Raw genomic sequence first — 20,988 nt, forward strand, 5'->3', positions numbered from 1 at the left:
TTGCGGTGTACTGCGGATGGGTGTTCGTCCGAGGACACGGCCGGGCCGTGCTTCGGAGCGGATCAGACGACGACCGTGGGGTAGAGACGGTCCATCGTGTACTGCCGGTCGCGGCGGGCGGACAGGGCACTGGCCGTCAACGACGCCGCGAGGATTCCGATCAGGACGGCGAGGGAAATCCACAGGCGCGAGTCGATTCCGCCGACCGTGAGCTGGCGCAGGCCGGTGACCGTGTAGCTCATCGGATCGAAGTGGTGGATGTACTGGAACGGCTTCGCGGTCGTTTCCACCGGGTAGATGCCTCCTGCCGAAACCAGCTGCAGCATAAGGAATGCCAGCGTGACGACGCGTCCGACCGCTTCACCGAAGACCGCGTTGAACGCCTGGATCATCGCGAGGAACGTCGCGCTGACGAGAATCAGGAACAGGAAGGTGCCGAGCGCGTGGACGGGTTTCAGCCCGACCGCGAGATGCACGACGAGATACAGGATCAGTGCCTGCAGGAAGCCGACCGCGAGAGCCGGTGCATACGATGCGAGCACGACCCGGAACGATCCGACACCCGCGGCGATCGGACGGGACTGCAGCGGCGTCAGCAACATCCACGTGATGATGCCGCCGACGAACAGGGACAGCGACATGAAGAACGGCGAGAATCCGGTGCCGAAGGTCGGCGCTTCCTGCGTGTATTCGGTGGTGAGGGCCACCGGGCTGGCGAGGGTCTTGGCCACCGCGTCGCGTTCCTGGTCGGTCCACTGCGGGATCTGGGCGACACCGGCGTCGAGTCCGCTCGCGAGTTCCTGTGCGCCCGTGACCAGTTGCTCGGTGCCACCGGCGAGTTGCGCGGCGCCGTCGGTGAGTTCCACCAGGCCGGAACTCAGTTGCGCCGCACCGCTGTCGAGCTCGCCCGCAGCGTTGCGTACCGCCTCGATATCGGCGCGAACATCGTTGTCCTGCAACAAGGTCAGGCCGACCCGGAGTGGGCTTGCAGGATCGTTGAGCTCGGCGGCCAGGGCCAGCGCCTCCGCGCGCAGCACCGACAGTTCGTTCAGCGCGGCGGAATCGACCTGTGGGGAGAGCATGGTGCGGACCGGGCCGAGTGCGTCCGCGATCTGCTGCGCCTGCGGCCCGGGAACGGTGCCGAGCACTCCGAGGGCCTGATCGATCAGCGCGACAGCCTGCTGCTGACCACCCCCGCCGCTGCTCTGTCCCGCGACGATCGCGTCGATGCGTCCGCCCAGCGCGGCCGCGCGGGCTCCCAGGTTACCGGGATCGGCCCCGCTGCCGGACACGGTACCCATCGCGGCCAGTACGGGATCGGTCGCCGCGTCGACGGCCCGGTCGATCTCGCCGATCGCGGAGGAGAGCTGGGCCGCGCCGTCCCGCGCGGTCACCATGTTCGTCGCGAGTTCCTGGGCGCCGTTGTTCGCGGTGACGAGTCCGGCGGCAAGTTCCTCGGCGCCCGATGCCGCCTTCTCGAGACCCGCACCTGCCGAGCTCATCCCGGTGAGGACGGTCCCGACACCCTGCTCTCCGATCTGCGCGTTGACCTGGTTGACGACCTGCTCGGCCGCGTCCTGGCCGATGACGGTGGCCAGATAGTTGTTCGCGTCGTTGTAGGTGAAGATCAGCTGGGCCTGCTCGGGATGGTCGCCGTTCGGTGACTCGACGGCCTCGCTGAAGTTCTCCGGCAGGGTCACCGAGAAGTAGTACTTGCCGCTTGCGACACCGTCCTTCGCCTCGTCGACGGAGACAAGTGTCAGATCGAGCTGGCCCGAGTCGATCAACGCCTTCGCGACCTGGTCGCCGGCGTTCATCGGCTTCCCGTCGGCGATCGTTCCTCGATCCGCGTTGACCAGCGCCACCGGGATCTTGTCGGCTTCGCCGAACGGATTCCAGAAGGCCCACAGGTACATGGCCCCGTAGAGAAGCGGCATGAGAACGAGGACGGCGAGCGCCATGCGTGGCATGCGGCCGCGGAAATAGCGTTCGAGGTCACTGCCCGGTGACAGTCCGGCAAGCATCGATCACCTCACGTCTTCCTGCTGGATACGGGCGAGCTCGTCGGAGAGGGGATCGTCGTCCGCGTCCCCGAGGGCGTCGAACTCGCTCTCGATGAGTTCGTTCACGGCGATGACCTCACGGACACCGGGTTCCGGTTCGTAGGCGTTGACGTCGGCGGTGACGACCGTCTGCTCCCGGCCCAGCTCGATCAGCTGCTCGAGCAGCAGTTGCCGGTTGTGGTCGCGGGTCATGCCGTCGATACCGCCGACGACCAGCAGCGGTGGTCGCCGAAGGTTCGCGAGCGCGATCCGCAGCAGCGCGTTGTCCAGCTCGGGCAGTTCCTCGACGAACGCTTTCGGGTTCGGGACCGGATGGACGCCGAACACCGGGCGGCAGACTCGTTCGATGTCGTCCGCACTCGCGCGCGGAACGAACTTGTACCACGGCGCATTCCAGCGAAGCTGGTCGGTGACCACGTCCTGGACCGTGATCGCCTGCTCGATGTAGTCGACTTCGGGGATCAACGCGACCGCGGATTTCGTGAACAGCGCGTGGGGATTCCGGATGGCCCCGAAGCTGGTGAGCGTGCCCTGTGACGGGCGCATCCGACCGCACAGGACCATCAGCAGAGCGGTGCGTGCCCTGCCGCCCGGAGCCGAAAGTATCGTCACGCCACCGGTTCGGACGGTCAGGTCGAGGGGGCCGAAGATGTGTCCCCAGGACGCGCGGACGACGATGCCGTCCGCGCGCAGGATCGACTGCTGTTCGGGTCGTACGGGTGGTGCCTCGTCGTCGATCGGTATGGTGCTGTCGCTCATCGGTGGTCTCCACGGTGCCGGGCGATGTGTCGGGGTGGGGGTCAGAGGGTGTTCTTGAAGACCCTGCCGTCCTTCACGATCACGACGAGGTTCTTGCCGGGGTCTCCGAGAACCGACAGGTCGACCGTGGGGTCACCGTCGACGAGGAGGACGTCGGCCCACGCACCTTCGGTGATCACGCCGAGTTTCGCGTGCCGGTAGGGGTCCCGTTCGCCGGACATGTGCAGCAGGGCTGCGTTGCCCGACGTCACCATCTTCAGGGCCTCGATGTTGGTGTAGAAGTCGGCGAGCCGCGTGACCATCGTGCTCTGCAGTGGCGCGGCCTGCGGTTCGAGGAGCAGGTCGGTCCCGAAGGCGACCTTCACGCCGTGCGCCTTCGCCCACCCGTATACCTGGTCGGTGCCGTTGCAGATCTCTCGGTTCTTCGCGGCCCGGTCAGGGTCCGGATAGTGGTGGTCGGCTTCGGCGAACGGCTGCATCGACAGCCACACGTCCCGTTCGGCGAGCATCGCAATGGTGTCTTCCGACGCGAGGTGGCCGTGCTCGACGGACTTCACCCCGGCCTCGACGGCGCGGCGGATCCCCGCGTCCGTGTAGACATGGGTCGCGACGTAGGTGCCGTAGTCCTCCGCCGCCCGCACGCCGGCGCGGAGTTCCTCGGGAGTGAACTGCAGTGTGTAGAGGGGGTCGTACATCGACGCCGCACCGCCACCCACCATGATCTTGATCTGGGAGGCGCCCTTCTTCAGCTGCTCGCGTACGGCGGCGAGCATGCGTTCGGGGCCGTCGGCGACCCGCATGAACCCGATGTCCTCGGCCCGGGATTGGTTGCCGCCCAGCGCCGAAGGTGTTTCGTAGACGAATCCGAAGTCGCCGTGACCGGCGGTCTGCGAGATCGCGGCCTGACAGGGGTAGATGCGGGGGCCGGGGAAGGAACCGCGGTCGATGGCCTTCTTCAGTCCCGCGGTGTCGCCGGCCATGTCGCGCACGGATGTGAAGCCGCGCAGGAGCATCCGTCCTGCTTCGGCGAGAGTGTTTGCGGCGAGGAGGCTTTCGGACTCCCCGAGCAGGTCGACGAACGTGTTCGCGTTGCCGACCAGGTGCACGTGGACGTCGCTCATGCCGGGCATGAGGACGCGACCGCCACCGTCGATCTCGACGGTCTGCTGTCCGGGTGCCTCACCGATCGGATTCTCGGATACCGCGGTGATCCTGTTTCCCTCGATGAGGACGTCGCCGTTCGACAGGTGTTCGGAGATCCCGTCGAAGATTCGAACATTGCGGAACAGCAATCGGTGATTTTCTTCGATTCCGGTCATGCAGCGAACGGTAACACCGGGTCGAATATCTGTCGGAACTTTTCCGATTTTGCAGAAATGTGCATTCCGGGTGACGCCGGATGCCAATTCGAAGAATGTCACGAGGATATGGGCGGGGCATGTGCGGGTGGCGGTGGTCACCTGGCCGGGGCTTCGACCTCTCGGGTGGCGTCGAGCTCGTGTGAGCGCGCATCCCGGTGTAAGTGGTCGAAGATTCATGCGCTTCTACCTGCGGATATCTCGACTTTTCGGTGCTTCCGTAGTCAGGCTATTGATGGTTCGAAACGCGCCAACCGGGCTCGAAATGCGACAAATGCACCCCGACGGGTGGCCCCGTCGTACTATTGCGATCTTGAAGAGTCCGACGCGCGACGGGGGTCTCGGCTGTCGGCGCCGACAGGACCGCAGAATTGTGCTCGCAGGAGGTGGCAACCCTTAGTCGAATGCCGCGTGGAGTGGCCGAATCCGCCTTTCCGAATTTCCCTGGACTCGGATTGCGCATTTCGTCCCTCCGGGTACATTTCAACGGAATGCGCGGAAGTGGCTGTATTTCGTGCGGCGGGCTGAATCGGATTCGCTCGCCGGTCGATTTCCGGCCGCTGTCTCGCAGCTCGTGGATTTCGTCCGGGAATTCGGGCGTTTTCTGTTCGTGGATCAGGAGGGGCGTTTGCCGGATGTACACCAGCGTGGAGCTTCGAGGAAGCGGAGGATTCGAAGCGATCTCGTCGGTCGGCGGCCGGAAACGTCTGTGGACGCCTGACCCCGACACATTCGAGTTCCGGATGCAAGCCGCCGACTTCGGCACGATATCGGTTTCGCAGATACGGATTTCGAGACATCACTGTCCTGCGGCAACCGTGGAGGGAGCAGATTGGGTCAACCTACTGCTCATCCGCTCGGGAAGCCGGCGCGTCACGATCGGTGACCGGCTCGTGAGAGTCGAATCCGGCTGTATGGCAGCACACGTCGGATGGTTCCGGTACTCGATCGACGACCTGTTCGGATCGGATCTGCTGCTCTTCCGGATTCCCCGCGTCGTCCTTCGGGATCGCGGCGTCGATCTGATCGGGGATACGGTCGCGTTCGGTCCGCGTCGTCCGTCGTTGTCCACCCATGCCCTCGACGCACTGGGATTGCGGATCCTGAAGGAACGTGCCCAGGACCGGGTGTCGCCGGTTCCTCCCGCAGTGACGGATGCAGTGCTCGATCTCGTCGTCGGCCTCCACCAGGAAGGCCACGGATACGGCGGGATCTCGGAAGAACTGGGCGGCAGCGTCGTGGAGCGGGCCATGCTGTTGATCCGCGAGAACTACGGGGACCGGTCACTGACCCCGTCGTGGCTCGCAGAGCGTCTCGGGGTGTCTCTGCGCACGCTGCAGCGCGCTTTCACCGCACAGGACTCGGCGGTCGCCGCGAAGATCACCCAGGTTCGGGCGGAGCGCGCTTCCGAACTACTCGCCAATCCCGCGCATCGGCGTACGACGGTCGCACAGATCGCCGCCCTGTGCGGATTCGGTGCCGCCGGTGATCTGCGCCGGGCCTTGCGGAACATGTACGGCGTCGGTCCGTCGGATCTGCGCCCGCGGACGCAGGGTCCGGACGCGCCGGCGCCCGAACTGTGCGTGCCCGTGCCGGAGCTGAGCCGCAGCGCCGCGGTGTGAGGCCGACGGAGGTCAGTGCGCCTGCGCGAACCTGGCGAGTTGTGCGCTGTGGTTGGACGCTTCGAGGCACTTGCCCTGACGCATCAACTCGGTGACCAGGTGCCGTGCGGCGGGCCGCCACGGCAGAGCGTCGAACTGCTCCCTGCTGCCCGCCGTGTCCGTCCACCAGATGGTTGTCGTCGTCGGCTGCGTCCGGAACCGCAACTCGGGGTTGGCGGCTTCGAGACCAGCGACATCGGTGCCGGCGTCACGTTCGAACACGGCGGTGTCGACGGTGACGAACCCACCGAGCCGGCGCTGTCCGTCGGGCATCGTCTCGACATACAGGCACGCGGTCTCGTACGCGCCCGCGTGCACGCTGCAGAGCCGTTGTGCGGTGTCCGCCTCGGAGGTGAAGGGCAGGCACACCACCGCCCAGTACTCGCGTTCACCCATCTTCGGGTTGGGCACCGACGACTGCACGTAATCGTGCAACCACTCGGTGACCGTCCCGAACTCCGGGTACGTCTCCAGTTCCCGATACCGGGTGTCGCGCAGCGGAAGGGCGGCTGCGTCGTTTCGCGTCTGTCCGGTCACTCGTCGGGCTCCTCTTGCACGACGACACGGTACTCGATCACAGGTCAGAACAGAACGCCCGGATTCAGGATCGCGTTCGGGTCCAACGCTTCCTTGACCCGCCGCGTCAGATCCATGACGTCCGGGCCGACCTGGTCGGGCAGCCACGCCTTCTTCAACCGGCCGACCCCGTGTTCGCCGGTGATGGTCCCGCCGAGGCCGATCGCCAGATCCATGATCTGGCCGAACGCGGCGTGCGCCCGCGCCGTCATGTCCTCGTCGGCAGGGTCGAAGACGATGAGCGGGTGGGTGTTCCCGTCCCCGGCATGGGCGATCACCGCGACCGTCACCGCATTCCGCTCGGCGATCTCCGTGATACCCCCGACCAGCGCGGGAAGCGCCGGCAACGGAACCCCGACATCCTCGAGCAGAAGACTGCCGGTGCGCTCGACCGCGGGGATGGCCATCCGCCGCGCCGCCGCGAACGCTTCACCCTCCTCCGGATCGTCGGTGTCGAACACCTCGTCCGCGCCGGCGTCGCGGCACGCCTGCACCATCAGTGCGATCTCCTGCGCGGCAGCGGCACCCGGCGCATCGGACCGCGCGATGAGCATGGCCTCGGTCGCGCGATCGAGGCCCATGTGCAGGGCGTCCTCGACCGCATTGATGGATGCACGGTCCATGAACTCCAGCATCGCCGGGCGCAGTTTCCCGGTGATCGCCAGCACCGCGTCCGCGGCGGCCTGCACCGACGAGAACGTCGCGACCATCGTCGACGCGGGTGGCTGCGGCGGCAGCAACCGCAAGGTCACCTCGGTGATGATCCCGAGCGTGCCCTCGCTCCCGACGAACAGTTTCGTCAGGGAAAGTCCCGCGACGTCCTTCAGGCGCGGGCCGCCGAGCCGCACGACGGTGCCGTCGGCGAGCACGACCTCGAGGCCGAGCACGTAGTCGGTGGTGACTCCGTACTTCACACAACACAATCCGCCCGCATTGGTGGCGGCGTTGCCACCGATCGTGCAGATCTCGAACGACGACGGGTCCGGTGGGTACCACAAACCGTGCTCCGCGGCGGCTCGCTTGACCTCCGCGTTGAGCAGTCCCGGCTGGACGACCGCGGTGCGGGTCACCGGGTCGACGGTGATCTCACGCATCTTCTCGGTGCTCAGCACGATCCCGGCGGCGAGACCGCCGGCGCCGCCGGACAGGCTCGTGCCTGCCCCGCGCGGCACCACCGGAACCCGATGGGTGTTCGCCCATTTCAGGGTCGCCGACACGTCCGCGGTCGAACGCGCCCGAACCACCGCGAGCGGCACGGACGCGTCCGGATCCATCGCCCGGTCCTGCCGGTAGCCGGCGAGGATGTCGGGGTCGGTGACCACTGCGCCTTCGGGCAGCAGCCGGGCCAGCGCGTCCAGGTCGGCTGTGTGCTGGGTGCCGCCTGCGCTCATGGTGTGGCGGTCAGGTAGCGGGCCCGCAGCTTGTGCTTGACGAGTTTGCCGGTGGGGGTGCGCGGCAGGTCGTCGGAGAAGTCGATGCTGCGCGGCGCCTTGAACCGGGACACCCGTTCCCGCACATAGTCGAGCAGTTCCTGCTCGACCTCGGGGCTCGGCTCGACACCGTCGACGAGCTGAACGACCGCCTTGACCTCCTCACCCATCTCCTCGTTCGGCACACCGATCACCGCGACGTCGAACACCTTCGGATGCAGGGTGAGCACGTTCTCCGATTCCTGCGGGTAGATGTTGACGCCGCCGGAGATGATCGTGAACGCGGCACGGTCGGTCAGGTACAGGAACCGTTCCTCGTCGAGATAGCCGATGTCACCGCTCGTCGTCCACGTCGGATGCGCGGGGTGCGTTGCCTCCTCGGTCTTCTGAGGATCGTTGTGGTACTCGAACGGGCGCTCGTCGCGCTCCCACCACACGGTGCCGATCGAGCCGATCGGCAGTTCCTCGCCCTCGTCGTCGCAGATGTGGACGATTCCCATGACCCCGTCGCGACCCACCGAACCGGGGTGCGCGAGAGCCTGAGCGGAGTCGATGAACGTCGCGCCGGAACCCTCCGTGGACGCGTAGTACTCGTTGACGACCGGGCCCCACCACTCGATCATCGCGCGCTTGATCTCCGGCGGGCACGGGGCCGCAGCGTGGATCGCGACCTTCATGCTGGACACGTCGTACTTCGCGCGAACCTCCTCGGGGAGTTTCAGCATGCGCACGAACATGGTCGGCACCCACTGGCTCGCGGTCACCCGGTACCGGTCGATCAGGGCGAGTGCCTCCTCCGCATCGAACCGATCCATGAGGACGACGGTGCCGCCGACCGACTGGATCGTCCCACAGAAACGCAGCGGCGCAGCGTGATACAGCGGCGCCGGGCACAGGTAGACCGTCTCGGCGTCGAATCCGTACATCGGCGCGAACACGGCCGTGTAGGGATCGGGGATGTCCTGCACCTGCCCGTCGGGCAGCTTCGGCTTGATGCCCTTGGGGCGGCCGGTCGTACCGGACGAGTACAGCATGTCCTGGCCGCGGGGCTGATCGGCGAGGGGAGTGGTGTCGAACCGGGCGACGGCCTGCGCGTAGTCGTCGAAACCGGGAAGGTCGCCGCCGAACACGACGCGATGGGTCACGGCCGGGTACGCGTCCGGTGCGAGGTCGACGGCCTCGACCGCGTCCGCGGACACGACGAGTACCTTCGCGCCGCAGTCGTTCACCACGTAGGCGGCTTCGGCGGCGGTCAGATGCCAGTTCACGACGGTGATGTAGAGACCGGACCGCAGGGCCGCCCAGTAGACCTCCATCACGCGCAGGTCGTTGTTCGAGATCAGCGCCATGTGGTCGCCCGGTCGGAGACCGAGGTCGCGGAGGTACTTCGCGAATCGCAGCGAATTCTCGTCGAGTTGCCGGTAGGTCAGCGACTCTCCGGTCGCGGGCCGGATGATGGCCGGCTTGTCAGGGGTGACGGACACGAAATTCCCGGGGTACATGCCCACGGTCTTACCACACCGTGTGGCGTACGCCACACAGAAGTGGGATCGCGTGGTGCGGCCCGGGAGCCCACCCGACGGGGCCGTCCGGGCGTAGGCTCGCCGACACACGGCGGGCCGGGGCGGGAGGAACGAGATGGCGCTCAGTGTCGATCAGGACAGGCTGTACTTCGAATTCCCCGAGGTGCATGCCGATGCCGAACTCTCCGTCTCCTTCCATCGCACGGTGCGGGTCCCGGACGACGGCACCACCTATCCGCTGCCGCCGAGCCTGGGCCGATTCCCGCTGCGTGTCGTCGACGACGTGCTCGTGCTGCCGATGTGGCAGTCGGAGGCGTGCTGGATCAAGTTCGATGGCCGCTACCCCTTCCTCGTCAAGGTCGGCGTCGGTGATGTCGACGCGGTGACCGGCGGAAAGTGGTCCGAGGACCCGGATTTCGAGCGGGAGGACTACTTCGAGGTGCCGGAACAACCGTGGCTCGACGGCTTCCAGGTGGCCGCGGGCAAGGTCCGGCAGTTCGTGGCAGCACCGCTCGGAGCCGGATACACGCTCGAGGAACAGCTCGCCGCCGGGGTCGCGATCGGGGGAGTGCGGATCGTCGCGTACCCGATCCGAGGACCGATCTGGGAGGAGCGCAAGAAGTTCGACGCACAGCGGCCGATGCGGGCGTTCGCGGCGCCCGAGCCGACGTCGTCGATGGGATTCGGGGCCGGAGGGGCGATCGAGCAGGGCGTCGCGACGCCCGTCGAGGAACACGACGCGTGGGACCTCGACCATCACTCGGCCGTCCGGATCGAGCTGGTCAACAGCGACCGCTGGGAAGCGCTCACCGGCGAGCAGCCGCCGACCGAACCCGTGACCGCAGAGGAATACACGAAGCGCGGATACCCGTGGTTCTCGCTCTACGAGGAAACCCCCGCCCGTCAGGGCTCCGACGAGTTCGCCGGGGTCGAAACCGTGTCCGAGGTGCGCGCCCGGCGCGGTGAATCCCCGCTTCCCGGCAACGAGCACGTCGAGCCGCCCGAGCCGATCCGGATCCGGCGTGAGCGCCGAACCCGCGACCGCCGCGGATAGACCCGCTACCCTCGTACAACATGGGCGTCACCCAGAGAGTCGACCCCGAACCGCTCGTCGCGGAGTTGCTGGCCCGCGGTCGCGCGGCCGTCGCATTCGACCACGACGAGCGCGTCGACGCGCTGCCCGCACGCGTCGTTTCCGAAGGCGAGAAGCTGCGGGCCGGACTCCACCCGGAATCCCTCCCGGCGGATGCCGCGTTCGACCGGGTCACGCTGATCCTCGACGACGGATCGTTCTGGTTCGAGCTGCGCGCGGTGAACCTGCGCGGCCGGATGGTGCGGGCCGCCGATGTCACGACCGACGGCCTCGCCTGGTTCGATCTCGAGCAGCGCCGCGCCACTGGATGGGACTACGCCAAGCTGCACGAGGAGCCGTCGTGACCCCGGACGATCCGATCGCCGCCACGTTCTTCGAGCATTCGCTCGTCGCGCGGGTCGCGACCCGGTCGCCGAAGGGGCGTCCGGCCATGACACCTCTGTGGTTCCTGTACGACCGAGGCCGGCTGTTCCTGGCCACCGGCCGGGACACCGTCGCGGCCCGCAACACCACGGTGAACCCCGAGGTCGTCGTGCTGCTCGACGCGGAGGGGAAGGGCCGCTCGGACCACGTCCTCCGGGTCCGCGGACGCGCGAAGGTACACCCCGGAGCCCCGTCGCTGCGCGCGCTGGCGTTGCTCGGCCGCAAGTACTACCTCGGCGGCTGGCGCTCGGAGCTCGGGCACATCCGCCTGTGGCGGCTGCGGACGCGCTACTACGGTCAGGCGGAGGGCGCGGTGATCGAGATCGAACCGCTCAGCGCGGAGCTGCTGCCTCGCCCCTGACGTGAACTCGTGGGCGCCGGATGATTGAGGTCGGCGAGGACGGGTAACTCGTTTGCACCCGCGAACGAAGGAACCCCGATGACTCTCACCTCGGAACCCGCAGCGAAGCTCGACAGCCCCCGTGACGAACCGGAGGACGAGCGGAATCTCGGCGGGCACCTGATGGTCCTGGTTCTGTACGGCGTTCTCGTTGTAGGCATCGCTGCGTTGTCGGTGGTGACCGGCAGACAGCTGCCCCGGAGAATGAGCACCCGCGATCTGCTTCTCGCCGCGGTTGCGGTCCACAAACTGTCGCGCACGATCACCAAGGACGAGGTGACCAACCCGCTTCGCGCACCGTTCACCGACCACGACGGCGACTGCGGGCCCGCAGAGGTGATGGAGTCCCCGAAGTACCGGAACGGAGCCCGGCGCAGCCTGGGTGAACTACTGACCTGCCCGTTCTGCTTCGACGTCTGGGCCGTTGCCGTTCTCACCGTGGGGCGGGTGTTCGCGCCGCGCCCGACCGCACTCTGTGTGGACGCCCTCGCGGTCCTGACAGGAGCGGACTTTCTTCATCTCGCGTACGCGAGGGCCCAGCAGGTCGCGGGGTGAGGCGGACATGATCACTCTCGGCGTCGCCGACGGCATCCATCTGATCGGCCACGCACACGTCAACTGCTACGTCGTCGAGGACGACGACGGGGTGACCTTGCTGGACGCGGGCCTGCCGAGCATGTGGCAGATGGTGGAGGAGGTGCTCGCGCGTTGCCGGCGCGCCCCCGTCGACATCCGCGCTCTGATCCTGACCCACGCCCACTTCGACCACCTCGGGTTCGCCGCCCGGGCGCGCCGCGAGTGGAATGTGCCGATCCTCGTCCATCCCGGCGACGAACGTCTGGCCGCGCACCCCTACCGCTACACACCCCAACGCAACCGGTTCCTCTACGCGCTGACCCACCCCCGGTCCCTTCCGATCCTCGCTCGCATGGCGGCCGCCGGCGCGCTCACGGTGAAGGGTGTCCGGGACGTCGAAAAGCTTTCCACCGGAACCGCATTGGATGTACCGGGGCGACCGGTGGCCGCGCATACGCCCGGGCACACCGACGGCCACTGCATCCTGCACCTGGCCGATCGCGGTGTGGTGTTCAGCGGTGACGCGCTCGTCACGCTCGATCCCTACACCGGCGGTGAGGGACCCCAGATCGTCGCCTCGGCGGCCACCAAGGACACCCGCCGCGCGATCGAATCGCTGACCGCCATTGCCGCCACCGGTGCCGGCACGGTCCTGCCCGGCCACGGAGCGCCGTGGACCGACGGGGTCGAGGAGGCGGTGCGTCGAGCGGTCGAACGCGGGGAACACTGACCATCCGCAGGCTGTGAGTAGGCGTTCACGACAGAGGTGAAAGGAGTTCCGGGACAGATGACTACGACCGATGTGCAAGACCTCGGCCCGGCCGAGGCGGAGGGACCGGAGCCGGTACGGCCGTGGACGACGGGAGCAGGCTTCAGTACGGCCGAGATCAAGGCCCGCATCGAAGCCATGTTCGCCGACCACCCCGAGGTTCCGTAGAAGGATTCCGGCGCAGAGCCGGGATCGAGAATCCAGAGCCGGGAGGCGAATTGAAAGCGATGGTGTACCGCGGACCGTACAAGGTCCGGGTGGAGGAAAAGGATGTTCCGCGCATCGAGCACCCGAACGACGCGATCGTGCGGGTCGTGCGCGCCGCGATCTGTGGGTCGGATCTGCATCTCTATCACGGCATGATGCCCGACACCCGAGTGGGCATGACGTTCGGTCACGAGTTCGTCGGCGTGGTGCACGAAGTCGGGTCGTCGGTCCGGAACGTGCAACCCGGGGACCGGGTGATGGTGCCGTTCAACATCTACTGCGGCTCGTGCTATTTCTGTGCGCGGGGCCTGTATTCGAACTGCCACAACGTCAATCCCAACGCCACCGCGGTCGGGGGGATCTACGGGTATTCGCACACGTGCGGCGGATACGACGGCGGCCAGGCGGAGTTCGTGCGCGTGCCGTTCGCGGACGTCGGGCCGCAGAAGATTCCGGTTTGGATGGACGACGAGGACGCGCTGCTATGCACCGACGCCCTGGCGACCGGATACTTCGGGGCGCAGCTCGGTGACATCGTCGAGGGTGACACCGTGGTGGTGTTCGGCGCCGGCCCGGTGGGTCTGTACGCCGCGAAGAGTTCGTGGTTCATGGGTGCCGGGCGGGTGATCGTGATCGACCACCTCGAATACCGGCTCGAGAAGGCGCGTACCTTCGCCCACGCCGAGACCTACAACTTCGCCGAGTACGACGACATCGTCGTGCAGATGAAGAAGGCCACCGATCATCTCGGGGCAGACGTGGTCATCGACGCGGTCGGCGCGGAAGCCGACGGCAACCTGCTGCAGCACGTGACCTCGACCAAGTTCAAGCTGCAGGGTGGGTCACCCATCGCGTTGAACTGGGCCATCGACTCGGTCCGCAAGGGTGGAACGGTCTCGGTGATGGGTGCCTACGGGCCGATGTTCAGCGCCGTGAAGTTCGGGGATGCGATGAACAAGGGGCTGACGCTGCGGATGAACCAGTGTCCGGTCAAACGCCAGTGGCCGCGCCTGTTCGAGCACATCCGGAGTGGCGTGATCAAGCCGAACGACATTGTCACGCACCGCATCCCGCTGGAACACATCGCCGAGGGCTATCACATCTTCTCCGCGAAACTCGACGACTGCATCAAGCCGGTCATCGTGCCGGACACTGCGTGAAAGGACTGCGCGATGACGAAGCCACCGACACCCGCCGCGTACACCGCGAGCCCGCACCCGCGTCCGGACTCGGACGCTCTGCGCGCACGGATACCGGGATGGGGGGTCGACCTCGATCCGAAGGACCGGCCGGCGGTGCCGAAGGAGCGTTTCGCGCCGGAAGCCACGGGAGCGCACTGGGACTTCCCGGATCGGCAGGAAGAGAAGTGGCCCCGGGAACGCTCGGTCGAACATGCCCTGCTGACCCCGGTGTTCGGCACCTCCTGCCCGCCGAAGGGGCTGTCGGGAGTCGTCCGCAAGTACGCCTACCGCCGATTCAGCGAAGGACGCGCTGCGCACTGGCTGCTGCTGCTCGGCGCCGACCGGATCGACGCCGTCGAATCCCACCTGAGGTCGTTCGTGTCCACGCGCCCGGACAACCCGTTCACCGAGACCGGCATCCGCAGCGAGTTCACGCACGGAGGGGCCCGCTCGCGCCTCGGACGGCGACGCGTCGACACGGCCCATCAGTGGATGGATCCGATTCTCGTGGGCGGACCCTGGGTTCTCGGCATCGGTGCAGCGGCGGCCGTCGCCGTGCGGGGTGCGCTGATGCGGACCCGCAGCGGTAGCCCGTCATCATGACCACCGCCGTTGCCGAAGCCGATCGTCTCGGCGTCGGGCTCGCGCGCGTCCATGGATGGTGCAACTTTCTCGGCGGGCTGTGGCCGCTCGTGCACAGACGCAGTTTCGAAGCGATCTTCGGTCCGAAAAAGGACCGGTGGCTGATGTACACGGTGGCAGGTCTGCTCGTGGGCAACGGAGCGGTGCAACTGCGATCCGAGGGCACTGTCGAGGGAACACACGCGGCGCGGCGGGTCGGGGTGGCCACCGCCGCCACCCTGCTCACCGTCGACCTCGTCTATGTTCCCGCCGGACGGATCCCGAAGACCTACCTTCTGGACGCGGCCATGGAAGGCGCGCTGCTCGCCGCCTGGGCGTGGCACGCGCGGACGCGGGGACCGTGACCGTCAGCCGAACTCGACGCCCTGCGCGAGAGGCAGCTCGTCGGAGTAGTTGATCGTGTTGGTGGCGCGGCGCATGTACGCCTTCCACGAGTCCGATCCGGATTCGCGGCCGCCGCCGGTCTCCTTCTCGCCACCGAAAGCGCCGCCGATCTCGGCGCCCGACGTGCCGATGTTGACATTCGCGATGCCGCAATCGGATGCGGCCAGGAAGCGTTCGGCCTCACGGGAATCGGTGGTGAAGATCGACGACGCCAAGCCCTGCGGCACCGCGTTGTGCAGCGCGATCGCCTCGTCGAAATCGTCGTAGGTCAGCACGTACAGGATCGGCGCGAAGGTCTCCTCCCGAACCACTTCCGTCTGCGCGGGCATGCGGACGAGCGCGGGGGAGACGTAGAACGACTCGCCGGGACTCTCGACACGTTCGCCGCCGGTGACGCGCACGCCGCCGTCGAGCTCGGCACGTTCGAGCGCCTTGCACATCGCCTCGTACGCGCGACCGGAGATCAAGGGGCCCACCAGGACTCCGTCGTCGAACGGGTTGCCGATCCGCAGACCCGAATAGGCGGTCGCGATGCGGCGGACCAGTTCGTCGGCCACCGACCGGTGCACGATGAGCCGGCGCAGTGTGGTGCAGCGTTGTCCGGCGGTGCCGGCGGCGGCGAACACGACGGCCCGCACCGTCAGGTCCGGATCGGCCGACGGAGCGACGATCGCGCCGTTGTTCCCGCCGAGTTCGAGCAGCACCCGGCCGAAGCGCGCCGCGACCCGGGGGCCGACGATGCGGCCCATGCGCACCGACCCCGTCGCGCTGACCAGCGCGACGCGGGGGTCGTCGACGAGTGCCTCGCCGACGGTGGCGTCCCCGAGCAGCACGTGGTGCAGTGCATCCGGTGCCCCCACGTCGCTCGCGGCGCGGCGCAGGAGCGCGTCGCAGGCCAGCGCGGTCAGCGGGGTGGTCTCCGACGGCTTCCACACCACCGGATCGCCGCACACCAGGGCGATCGCGGTGTTCCAGGACCACACGGCGACCGGAAAGTTGAACGCGGAGATCACGCCGACGACACCGAGGGGATGCCAGGTCTCCATGAGCCGGTGCCCGGGGCGCTCCGACGGCATCGTGCGACCGTAGAGCTGACGCGACAGTCCGACCGCGAAGTCGCAGACGTCGATCATCTCCTGCACCTCGCCGAGTGCCTCGGAGGTGATCTTCCCGGCCTCGAGGGTGACCAGCTCGGCCAGATCGGCCTTGTGCTCGGTGAGCAGCTCCGAGAGCCGCCGCACGAGCCGCCCCCGTTGCGGCGCCGGCACCGCCCGCCAGACGGTGAAGGCTTCGGCGGCGGCGGAGATCGCGACGTCGAGGTCGGCGGCGGTGTGCGGGTGGAGGCGTGCGAGCTCGGTGCCGTCGATCGGGGTGGTCACGACGAGGGAGCCGTCGCGCGCCGGACTCGGTGCCCCGCATCGCTGCAGGGCCTGTGCGGCGCGGGTGGCGAGATCTGCGCTCGGATGCGGTGGGGCCGGATGCCCTGAGGGCGCATTCATGGGTGCGGTCCTTCCGTGCTCGGATAACCTGCGCTCGTGCCGGAATCCTCGAGAGAAAACCTGGACGAGATCGATCGGCTGTTGTTGCGTGAGCTCGTCGCCGACGGCCGGGCCACGCTGTCGGCGCTGGCGGACAAGGCCGGCCTGTCGGTGTCGGCGGTGCAGTCGCGAGTGCGAAGGCTCGAGGCGCGGGAGGTGATCCGCGGGTACACGGCGTCGGTAGATCCCGAGGCGCTCGGGCTCATGCTGTCGGCGTTCGTGGCGATCACCCCTCTCGACCCTTCGCAACCGGACGACGCGCCCGCCCGGCTGCGGCACATCGACGCCATCCAATCCTGTCACTCGGTGGCCGGCGACGAGAGCTACATCCTGCTCGTGCGGGTCGGTTCGCCGCGGGAACTCGAACAGCTGCTGCAGCAAATCCGCGCGACCGCGAACGTCGCGACCCGCAGCACCGTCATACTCCAAACATTTTACGATCGTTAGCCGTTGCGCAAGCATATTCTCCGGCTGCAAGCCCGCGCCGCAGTAAAGAATTTGGCGTAGCCTCTGGGCATGAGCACTGCATTCCGAAACTCGGGCGGTGCCGAAGAACTGCCGCCGAACCGGGTACACGACACACTGGGCCGCCACATCCTGGCCGACGGGTTCGATCTCGTCCTCGATCTCGACAAGTCCTCGGGGTTGCGCCTGGTCGATCAGCGCGACGGCACCACCTACCTCGACATGTTCGGATTCTTCGCGTCCTCCGCGCTCGGAATGAATCATCCCGACCTCGTCGGCGACCCCGACTTCGTCGACGAACTGGCCGCGGTGGCAGTGAACAAGCCCAGCAACTCCGACATCTACACGGTGCCGATGGCCCGGTTCGTCGAGACCTTCGCCCGGATCCTCGGCGACCCGGCCCTGCCGCACATGTTCTTCGTCGACGGCGGTGCGGTCGCCGTCGAGAACGCACTCAAGGCGGCGTTCGACCGGGCCAGCAGGCTCAACGAAGCCCACGGCCGCGACCCGAACCTCGGCAGCAAGGTGCTGCACCTGACCGAAGCGTTCCACGGCCGGACCGGATACACGATGTCGCTGACCAACACCGATCCCGTCAAGACCGACCGCTATCCCAAGTTCGACTGGCCACGCATCGACGCGCCCTGTCTGCGGGACGGACGCGACGTCGCGGAAGCCGAATCCCGGGCGCTCGAGCAGGCCCGGCGTGCCTTCGCCGAGAACCCGCACGACATCGCGTGCTTCATCGCCGAACCGATCCAGGGGGAGGGCGGCGACCATCATTTCCGCCCCGAATTCTTCCGTGCCATGGCGGATCTGTGTCACGAGAACGATGCGCTGGTGATCTTCGACGAGGTGCAGACCGGGGTCGGCATGACCGGCACCATGTGGGCCTACCAGCAGATGGATGTCGTCCCGGACATCGTGGTGTTCGGCAAGAAGACGCAGGTGTGCGGCATCATGGCCGGTCGCCGACTCGACGACGTCGCCGACAACGTCTTCACCGTGAGTTCCCGCCTGAACTCCACGTGGGGCGGCAACCTCACCGACATGGTGCGGGCCCGCCGCGTCTTCGAAGTGATCGAACGGGACCGGCTCGTCGATCGGGCCCGGCTCACCGGCGCGCACCTGCTGTCGGCACTGCGGCAACTCGCCGACCGGCATCCCGAGATCACCGAAGTGCGCGGACGCGGGCTGATGTGCGCCGTCGATCTGCCGTCCCCGGCCGAACGCGACGCCGTCCTGTCCCGGCTGTTCACCGACGAACACGTCCTCATGATCGGAACCGGTTCGCGCGGAATCCGTTTCCGGCCGCCGCTGATCGTCACGACCGCCGAACTCGACGAAGCGGTCGGGGCGCTGGACCGGGTGCTCTCCCGCGGCTGAACCCGCTGAATTCCGTCAGGAGTAGTTCGCCTCGAGATGCCCGTCGAGACCGGCGTTGTTTGCGACTTTCCCGCAGATTCCGCAAACAACATCGGTTTCGGGCCGCGCCGCGTCGCCTTCGGGTGGTGCGGCGCGAGGCTGTGTCTTGACCGTGAGCCCCTTGCCCGCGCACGCTCGGTGCCGTGAGCATCAAAGTCGATCTCGCCGCCCTCGACGCGGCACTCGCAGACTTCGGATACGCCTACCTCCTGACCACCGGCGCCGACTTCAGACCGCACGCGGTCGCGGTGACGGCCGAGTGGAACGGCACCGATCTGACCGTCGGCGAACCCGGCCGGCGCACCACCGCGAACATCGGTGTGCACCCGGTCGTCTCCCTCGTGCACCCACCCGCCGAACCGGGCGGGTACTCGCTGATCGTCGACGGTGAAGCCGTTCTCGACGGCGACGCGCTGCGGGTCCGGCCCACCTCGGCCGTGCTGCACCGGCCGGCGACGCCGGAGACCCCGCCGCAGAACCCGGGATGCAGCGCCGATTGCCGTCCGCTCACCGGGAAACGGCGTCGCCCGGGCTGTGCCGCAGTCCGTCGCCCGGCCGCGTAGTTTGTCGTACATGACAGAAACAGTGGGAGAAGGCGCGGGCGAGGACACGACGTTCGCGATACCGTCGCTCGCCAACCTGCGGGACATCGGCGGGTGTGCGAGCCGGTTCGGCGGCGTGGTCCGCACCGGAGTGGTGTTCCGCTCCACCGATCTGAGCCGACTCACCGACACCGACCGTGAGACGCTCGACGCCCTGCAGATCACCACTGTCTTCGACCTGCGGACCGCCGCCGAGATGGAACGGCGCCCCGACCGTCTGCCCGAGGGTGCCGTCCACGTCGGGCTCGACGTCTTCGCCGATCGCGAGGACGCCTCCATCGCGGCCGCACTGCCCGAACTCGTCGCGAACCCCGAGGTTGTCGCCAAGGAGTTGTCGGACGGTCGCGCCGAGAACTACCTGCTGGGCAGCTACCGGGACTTCGTCTCCATGCCCAGCGCTGCCGCGTCCTATCGACGTTTGGCGACCGGAATCGCGCACGGCGAGGTTCCGGCGCTCGTGCACTGCAGCGCGGGGAAGGACCGGACCGGATGGGCGGCCGCGTCGCTGCTGCTGTTCGCCGGCGCCGGCGAGGACGACGTGTTCGCCGACTATCTGCGCACCAACGATCTGCTGCTTCCGACGTTCGAGCCGCTGTTCACGAAGTTCCGCGAACTCGGCGGGGATCCGAACGTGCTGCGCCCACTCCTCGGTGTGCAGCGCAACTATCTCGAGGCGTCGCTCGACGAGGTCACCAACCGCTACGGGACGATCGAGCAGTACTTCGCGGAAGGACTCGGTCTCGACGACGACACCCTCCAGGCATTGCGGACCCGGCTGGTCGACACGGAACGTACGTCCGTCCGCAGCGAATGATGTAGGCGCAGTGCCTCATCTGGGCGCAGTGCGTCGTCGCACCCGATCGGTCAGCGCGCGGCTCGGGTGCGACGGCGTACCGCAGTGAACACCGCGAGACCGACGAGCACACCGACCAGGTCGGCGCACCAGTCCCACACGGATCCCGAGCGGCGCACCGCAATCGTCTCCTGCAGGATCTCGGTCAGCACGCCGTACGCGGCGAGCCAGCCGATCGTCCAGGCGACGGGGATCCGCGCATACAGCGAGCAGTAGGCGAGGGTCGCGAAGAAGACTGCGTGCGTGACCTTGTCGGCGTGCGGCGGGCCTTCCGGTGCGGTGCCTCCGGGGGACAGGAGCATCGCGGTGACGACGACCGTCGCCAGCAGGAGAGGCAGCGTGCGCCGCCACGTGAGGGTAGGCACCGGTCAGGCGTCCCGGACGGTCAGACCGAGTGCGGCCTCGGCGAATCCGCGTACCGCGCGGCGCGCAGCGGTCAGCGCGGCGTCCTCGCCGTCGCGGGCGGTGCCGGTCAACGTCCCGTCCGGCATCAGTGTCACGTCCGCAACCGATTCCGCGGTCGTCGCCTCGCGCACCGACCAGCGGTAGCGAGTGTCGGCGTTCCAGGACTCGGTGTCCTCGGCGAGCAGATACCAGTTGCCCGCGTTGATCTCGACCGGTTCCATCAGGCGTCGCCCCTGTCCCTGCGATTCTTTCTGTCGCGCTTGCGGTCACGCGAACGGTCGTTCTGATCGAGTCCCGCATACAGGACGACGCTGACCACGGGGATGAGCAGGAACCACAGCCAGCTGTGAGTAAGGAAGAACAGGACGAGCGCGACGGCAGGTGTCACGCCCGCGACCACGTCGCGCCACCGATCCGGCAGTCCGCGCTTGGCGGGGGCAGTCACGGCTGCCGGAGCAGGGACGTTCGCCGTTTCCGTCGGCAGATCGGTGAACAGGCCGTCGAGGTCGCTGCGGGTCGTCGCCGCCGAGGCCTTGCCGCTGCGTTCTTCGAATTCGGCGAGGGTGAGTCGTCCGGCTGCGAAATGTTCACCGAGCAACTGCAGCGCACGCTCGCGTTCGGCGGTGCCGATGCGAACCTCGGGTGTATCGGACAT

Annotated in this window: 24 protein-coding genes; 14 read left to right on the forward strand and 10 right to left on the reverse strand. The window is 67.6% G+C overall.

All coding sequences use genetic code 11. From position 1 onward, the window contains the following. Window positions 1-62: 62 nt before the first annotated feature. The 3 genes from M1M07_RS02605 to M1M07_RS02615 are packed head-to-tail and all read right to left on the reverse strand — an operon-like array spanning window position 63 to window position 4,141. Window positions 63-2,024, reverse strand: a complete 1,962-nt coding sequence (locus M1M07_RS02605) for a YhgE/Pip domain-containing protein (protein ID WP_248673234.1) — start codon at window positions 2,022-2,024, stop codon at window positions 63-65. Window positions 2,025-2,027: 3 nt separating this feature from the next. Further along, window positions 2,028-2,822 (reverse strand): hypothetical protein, encoded by a 795-nt coding sequence (locus M1M07_RS02610; RefSeq protein ID WP_248673235.1) that lies wholly within the window; start codon window positions 2,820-2,822, stop codon window positions 2,028-2,030. A 41-nt stretch (window positions 2,823-2,863) separates the two neighbouring features. After that, window positions 2,864-4,141 (reverse strand): amidohydrolase family protein, encoded by a 1,278-nt coding sequence (locus M1M07_RS02615; RefSeq protein ID WP_248673236.1) that lies wholly within the window; start codon window positions 4,139-4,141, stop codon window positions 2,864-2,866. Window positions 4,142-4,815: 674 nt separating this feature from the next. Here M1M07_RS02615 and M1M07_RS02620 point away from each other — a divergent pair. Then, window positions 4,816-5,802 carry a helix-turn-helix domain-containing protein gene (locus M1M07_RS02620; protein WP_248673237.1) on the forward strand — a complete coding sequence of 329 codons (987 nt, stop codon included), beginning with the start codon at window positions 4,816-4,818 and terminating at the stop codon, window positions 5,800-5,802. A 12-nt stretch (window positions 5,803-5,814) separates the two neighbouring features. On the opposite strand, the gene M1M07_RS02625 is transcribed toward M1M07_RS02620, so the two are convergent. The 3 genes from M1M07_RS02625 to M1M07_RS02635 are packed head-to-tail and all read right to left on the reverse strand — an operon-like array spanning window position 5,815 to window position 9,349. Further along, a complete protein-coding gene (locus tag M1M07_RS02625) occupies window positions 5,815-6,378 on the reverse strand; it encodes a hypothetical protein (protein WP_248673238.1) in 564 nt (187 codons plus the stop codon). A 44-nt stretch (window positions 6,379-6,422) separates the two neighbouring features. Continuing rightward, window positions 6,423-7,808: an FAD-binding oxidoreductase gene (locus tag M1M07_RS02630; protein WP_248673239.1), complete on the reverse strand. Its 1,386-nt coding sequence runs from the start codon at window positions 7,806-7,808 to the stop codon at window positions 6,423-6,425. Then, entirely contained in the window at window positions 7,805-9,349 is a 1,545-nt protein-coding gene (locus tag M1M07_RS02635) for an AMP-binding protein (RefSeq protein ID WP_197253819.1), read from the reverse strand. The genes M1M07_RS02630 and M1M07_RS02635 overlap by 4 nt, the downstream gene beginning before the upstream one ends. Before the next feature lie 136 nt (window positions 9,350-9,485). On the opposite strand from M1M07_RS02635, the gene M1M07_RS02640 reads away from it, so the two are divergent. The 9 genes from M1M07_RS02640 to M1M07_RS02680 all read left to right on the forward strand — a co-directional run bounded on the left by M1M07_RS02640 (window position 9,486) and on the right by M1M07_RS02680 (window position 15,005). Continuing rightward, on the forward strand, window positions 9,486-10,424 hold the full coding sequence (locus tag M1M07_RS02640; protein ID WP_197253818.1) for a hypothetical protein: 939 nt from the start codon (window positions 9,486-9,488) through the stop codon (window positions 10,422-10,424). A gap of 20 nt (window positions 10,425-10,444) precedes the next feature. After that, complete coding sequence (locus tag M1M07_RS02645; RefSeq protein WP_248673240.1) at window positions 10,445-10,807, forward strand: hypothetical protein; 363 nt, start codon at window positions 10,445-10,447, stop codon at window positions 10,805-10,807. After that, window positions 10,804-11,247 carry a pyridoxamine 5'-phosphate oxidase family protein gene (locus M1M07_RS02650; protein ID WP_248673241.1) on the forward strand — a complete coding sequence of 148 codons (444 nt, stop codon included), beginning with the start codon at window positions 10,804-10,806 and terminating at the stop codon, window positions 11,245-11,247. Before M1M07_RS02645 ends, M1M07_RS02650 begins: the two co-directional genes overlap by 4 nt. 78 nt (window positions 11,248-11,325) lie before the next feature. Next, window positions 11,326-11,841, forward strand: coding sequence for a DUF1360 domain-containing protein (locus M1M07_RS02655; protein ID WP_197253815.1), 516 nt, complete (start codon window positions 11,326-11,328; stop codon window positions 11,839-11,841). Between the two features lie 7 nt (window positions 11,842-11,848). Continuing rightward, entirely contained in the window at window positions 11,849-12,592 is a 744-nt protein-coding gene (locus tag M1M07_RS02660; RefSeq protein WP_248673242.1) for an MBL fold metallo-hydrolase, read from the forward strand. A 57-nt stretch (window positions 12,593-12,649) separates the two neighbouring features. Beyond that, a complete protein-coding gene (locus M1M07_RS02665) occupies window positions 12,650-12,799 on the forward strand; it encodes a hypothetical protein (RefSeq protein ID WP_197253809.1) in 150 nt (49 codons plus the stop codon). 50 nt (window positions 12,800-12,849) lie between these two features. Beyond that, window positions 12,850-13,998 (forward strand): zinc-dependent alcohol dehydrogenase, encoded by a 1,149-nt coding sequence (locus M1M07_RS02670; protein WP_197253807.1) that lies wholly within the window; start codon window positions 12,850-12,852, stop codon window positions 13,996-13,998. 12 nt (window positions 13,999-14,010) lie between these two features. Beyond that, a complete protein-coding gene (locus M1M07_RS02675) occupies window positions 14,011-14,622 on the forward strand; it encodes a hypothetical protein (RefSeq protein WP_197253806.1) in 612 nt (203 codons plus the stop codon). After that, entirely contained in the window at window positions 14,619-15,005 is a 387-nt protein-coding gene (locus tag M1M07_RS02680; RefSeq protein ID WP_197253804.1) for a hypothetical protein, read from the forward strand. Before M1M07_RS02675 ends, M1M07_RS02680 begins: the two co-directional genes overlap by 4 nt. Window positions 15,006-15,008: 3 nt before the next feature. Here the strand turns inward: M1M07_RS02680 and M1M07_RS02685 are convergent, their stop codons facing one another. Continuing rightward, window positions 15,009-16,544 carry an aldehyde dehydrogenase family protein gene (locus tag M1M07_RS02685; RefSeq protein ID WP_248673243.1) on the reverse strand — a complete coding sequence of 512 codons (1,536 nt, stop codon included), beginning with the start codon at window positions 16,542-16,544 and terminating at the stop codon, window positions 15,009-15,011. A gap of 36 nt (window positions 16,545-16,580) precedes the next feature. On the opposite strand from M1M07_RS02685, the gene M1M07_RS02690 reads away from it, so the two are divergent. The 4 genes from M1M07_RS02690 (at window position 16,581) to M1M07_RS02705 (ending at window position 19,889) form a co-directional block, all read left to right on the forward strand. Then, window positions 16,581-17,030, forward strand: a complete 450-nt coding sequence (locus tag M1M07_RS02690) for an Lrp/AsnC family transcriptional regulator (RefSeq protein ID WP_197253800.1) — start codon at window positions 16,581-16,583, stop codon at window positions 17,028-17,030. A gap of 69 nt (window positions 17,031-17,099) precedes the next feature. After that, the gene (lat, locus tag M1M07_RS02695) at window positions 17,100-18,434 is read left to right on the forward strand and encodes an L-lysine 6-transaminase (RefSeq protein WP_248673244.1); all 1,335 of its coding nucleotides are present in this window, start codon (window positions 17,100-17,102) and stop codon (window positions 18,432-18,434) included. 182 nt (window positions 18,435-18,616) lie between these two features. Then, complete coding sequence (locus tag M1M07_RS02700) at window positions 18,617-19,036, forward strand: pyridoxamine 5'-phosphate oxidase family protein (protein ID WP_248673245.1); 420 nt, start codon at window positions 18,617-18,619, stop codon at window positions 19,034-19,036. Between the two features lie 10 nt (window positions 19,037-19,046). Then, window positions 19,047-19,889 carry a tyrosine-protein phosphatase gene (locus M1M07_RS02705; RefSeq protein WP_197253796.1) on the forward strand — a complete coding sequence of 281 codons (843 nt, stop codon included), beginning with the start codon at window positions 19,047-19,049 and terminating at the stop codon, window positions 19,887-19,889. Window positions 19,890-19,939: 50 nt separating this feature from the next. Here the strand turns inward: M1M07_RS02705 and M1M07_RS02710 are convergent, their stop codons facing one another. Genes M1M07_RS02710 through M1M07_RS02720 form a run of 3 tightly spaced genes read right to left on the reverse strand, consistent with a single transcriptional unit; the run spans window position 19,940 to window position 20,988 of the window. Then, window positions 19,940-20,293 carry a VanZ family protein gene (locus tag M1M07_RS02710; protein ID WP_248673246.1) on the reverse strand — a complete coding sequence of 118 codons (354 nt, stop codon included), beginning with the start codon at window positions 20,291-20,293 and terminating at the stop codon, window positions 19,940-19,942. 3 nt (window positions 20,294-20,296) lie between these two features. Then, a complete protein-coding gene (locus M1M07_RS02715; RefSeq protein WP_197253794.1) occupies window positions 20,297-20,554 on the reverse strand; it encodes a hypothetical protein in 258 nt (85 codons plus the stop codon). Beyond that, window positions 20,554-20,988, reverse strand: coding sequence for a DUF1707 domain-containing protein (locus M1M07_RS02720; RefSeq protein ID WP_197253792.1), 435 nt, complete (start codon window positions 20,986-20,988; stop codon window positions 20,554-20,556). Before M1M07_RS02720 ends, M1M07_RS02715 begins: the two co-directional genes overlap by 1 nt.

The sequence above is a fragment of the Rhodococcus sp. HM1 genome, from assembly GCF_023218075.1.
Lineage (GTDB): Bacteria > Actinomycetota > Actinomycetes > Mycobacteriales > Mycobacteriaceae > Rhodococcus.

What these genes read in the sequence shown, in the direction of transcription:
- M1M07_RS02605 (WP_248673234.1), bottom strand. Translation starts at nt 2,024, where the DNA reads ATGCTTGCCGGACTGTCACCGGGCAGTGACCTCGAACGCTATTTCCGC.
- M1M07_RS02610 (WP_248673235.1), bottom strand. Translation starts at nt 2,822, where the DNA reads ATGAGCGACAGCACCATACCGATCGACGACGAGGCACCACCCGTACGA.
- M1M07_RS02615 (WP_248673236.1), bottom strand. Translation starts at nt 4,141, where the DNA reads ATGACCGGAATCGAAGAAAATCACCGATTGCTGTTCCGCAATGTTCGA.
- M1M07_RS02620 (WP_248673237.1), top strand. Translation starts at nt 4,816, where the DNA reads ATGTACACCAGCGTGGAGCTTCGAGGAAGCGGAGGATTCGAAGCGATC.
- M1M07_RS02630 (WP_248673239.1), bottom strand. Translation starts at nt 7,808, where the DNA reads ATGAGCGCAGGCGGCACCCAGCACACAGCCGACCTGGACGCGCTGGCC.
- M1M07_RS02635 (WP_197253819.1), bottom strand. Translation starts at nt 9,349, where the DNA reads ATGTACCCCGGGAATTTCGTGTCCGTCACCCCTGACAAGCCGGCCATC.
- M1M07_RS02640 (WP_197253818.1), top strand. Translation starts at nt 9,486, where the DNA reads ATGGCGCTCAGTGTCGATCAGGACAGGCTGTACTTCGAATTCCCCGAG.
- M1M07_RS02645 (WP_248673240.1), top strand. Translation starts at nt 10,445, where the DNA reads ATGGGCGTCACCCAGAGAGTCGACCCCGAACCGCTCGTCGCGGAGTTG.
- M1M07_RS02655 (WP_197253815.1), top strand. Translation starts at nt 11,326, where the DNA reads ATGACTCTCACCTCGGAACCCGCAGCGAAGCTCGACAGCCCCCGTGAC.
- M1M07_RS02660 (WP_248673242.1), top strand. Translation starts at nt 11,849, where the DNA reads ATGATCACTCTCGGCGTCGCCGACGGCATCCATCTGATCGGCCACGCA.
- M1M07_RS02665 (WP_197253809.1), top strand. Translation starts at nt 12,650, where the DNA reads ATGACTACGACCGATGTGCAAGACCTCGGCCCGGCCGAGGCGGAGGGA.
- M1M07_RS02675 (WP_197253806.1), top strand. Translation starts at nt 14,011, where the DNA reads ATGACGAAGCCACCGACACCCGCCGCGTACACCGCGAGCCCGCACCCG.
- M1M07_RS02680 (WP_197253804.1), top strand. Translation starts at nt 14,619, where the DNA reads ATGACCACCGCCGTTGCCGAAGCCGATCGTCTCGGCGTCGGGCTCGCG.
- M1M07_RS02685 (WP_248673243.1), bottom strand. Translation starts at nt 16,544, where the DNA reads ATGAATGCGCCCTCAGGGCATCCGGCCCCACCGCATCCGAGCGCAGAT.
- lat (WP_248673244.1), top strand. Translation starts at nt 17,100, where the DNA reads ATGAGCACTGCATTCCGAAACTCGGGCGGTGCCGAAGAACTGCCGCCG.
- M1M07_RS02705 (WP_197253796.1), top strand. Translation starts at nt 19,047, where the DNA reads ATGACAGAAACAGTGGGAGAAGGCGCGGGCGAGGACACGACGTTCGCG.
- M1M07_RS02715 (WP_197253794.1), bottom strand. Translation starts at nt 20,554, where the DNA reads ATGGAACCGGTCGAGATCAACGCGGGCAACTGGTATCTGCTCGCCGAG.
- M1M07_RS02720 (WP_197253792.1), bottom strand. Translation starts at nt 20,988, where the DNA reads ATGTCCGATACACCCGAGGTTCGCATCGGCACCGCCGAACGCGAGCGT.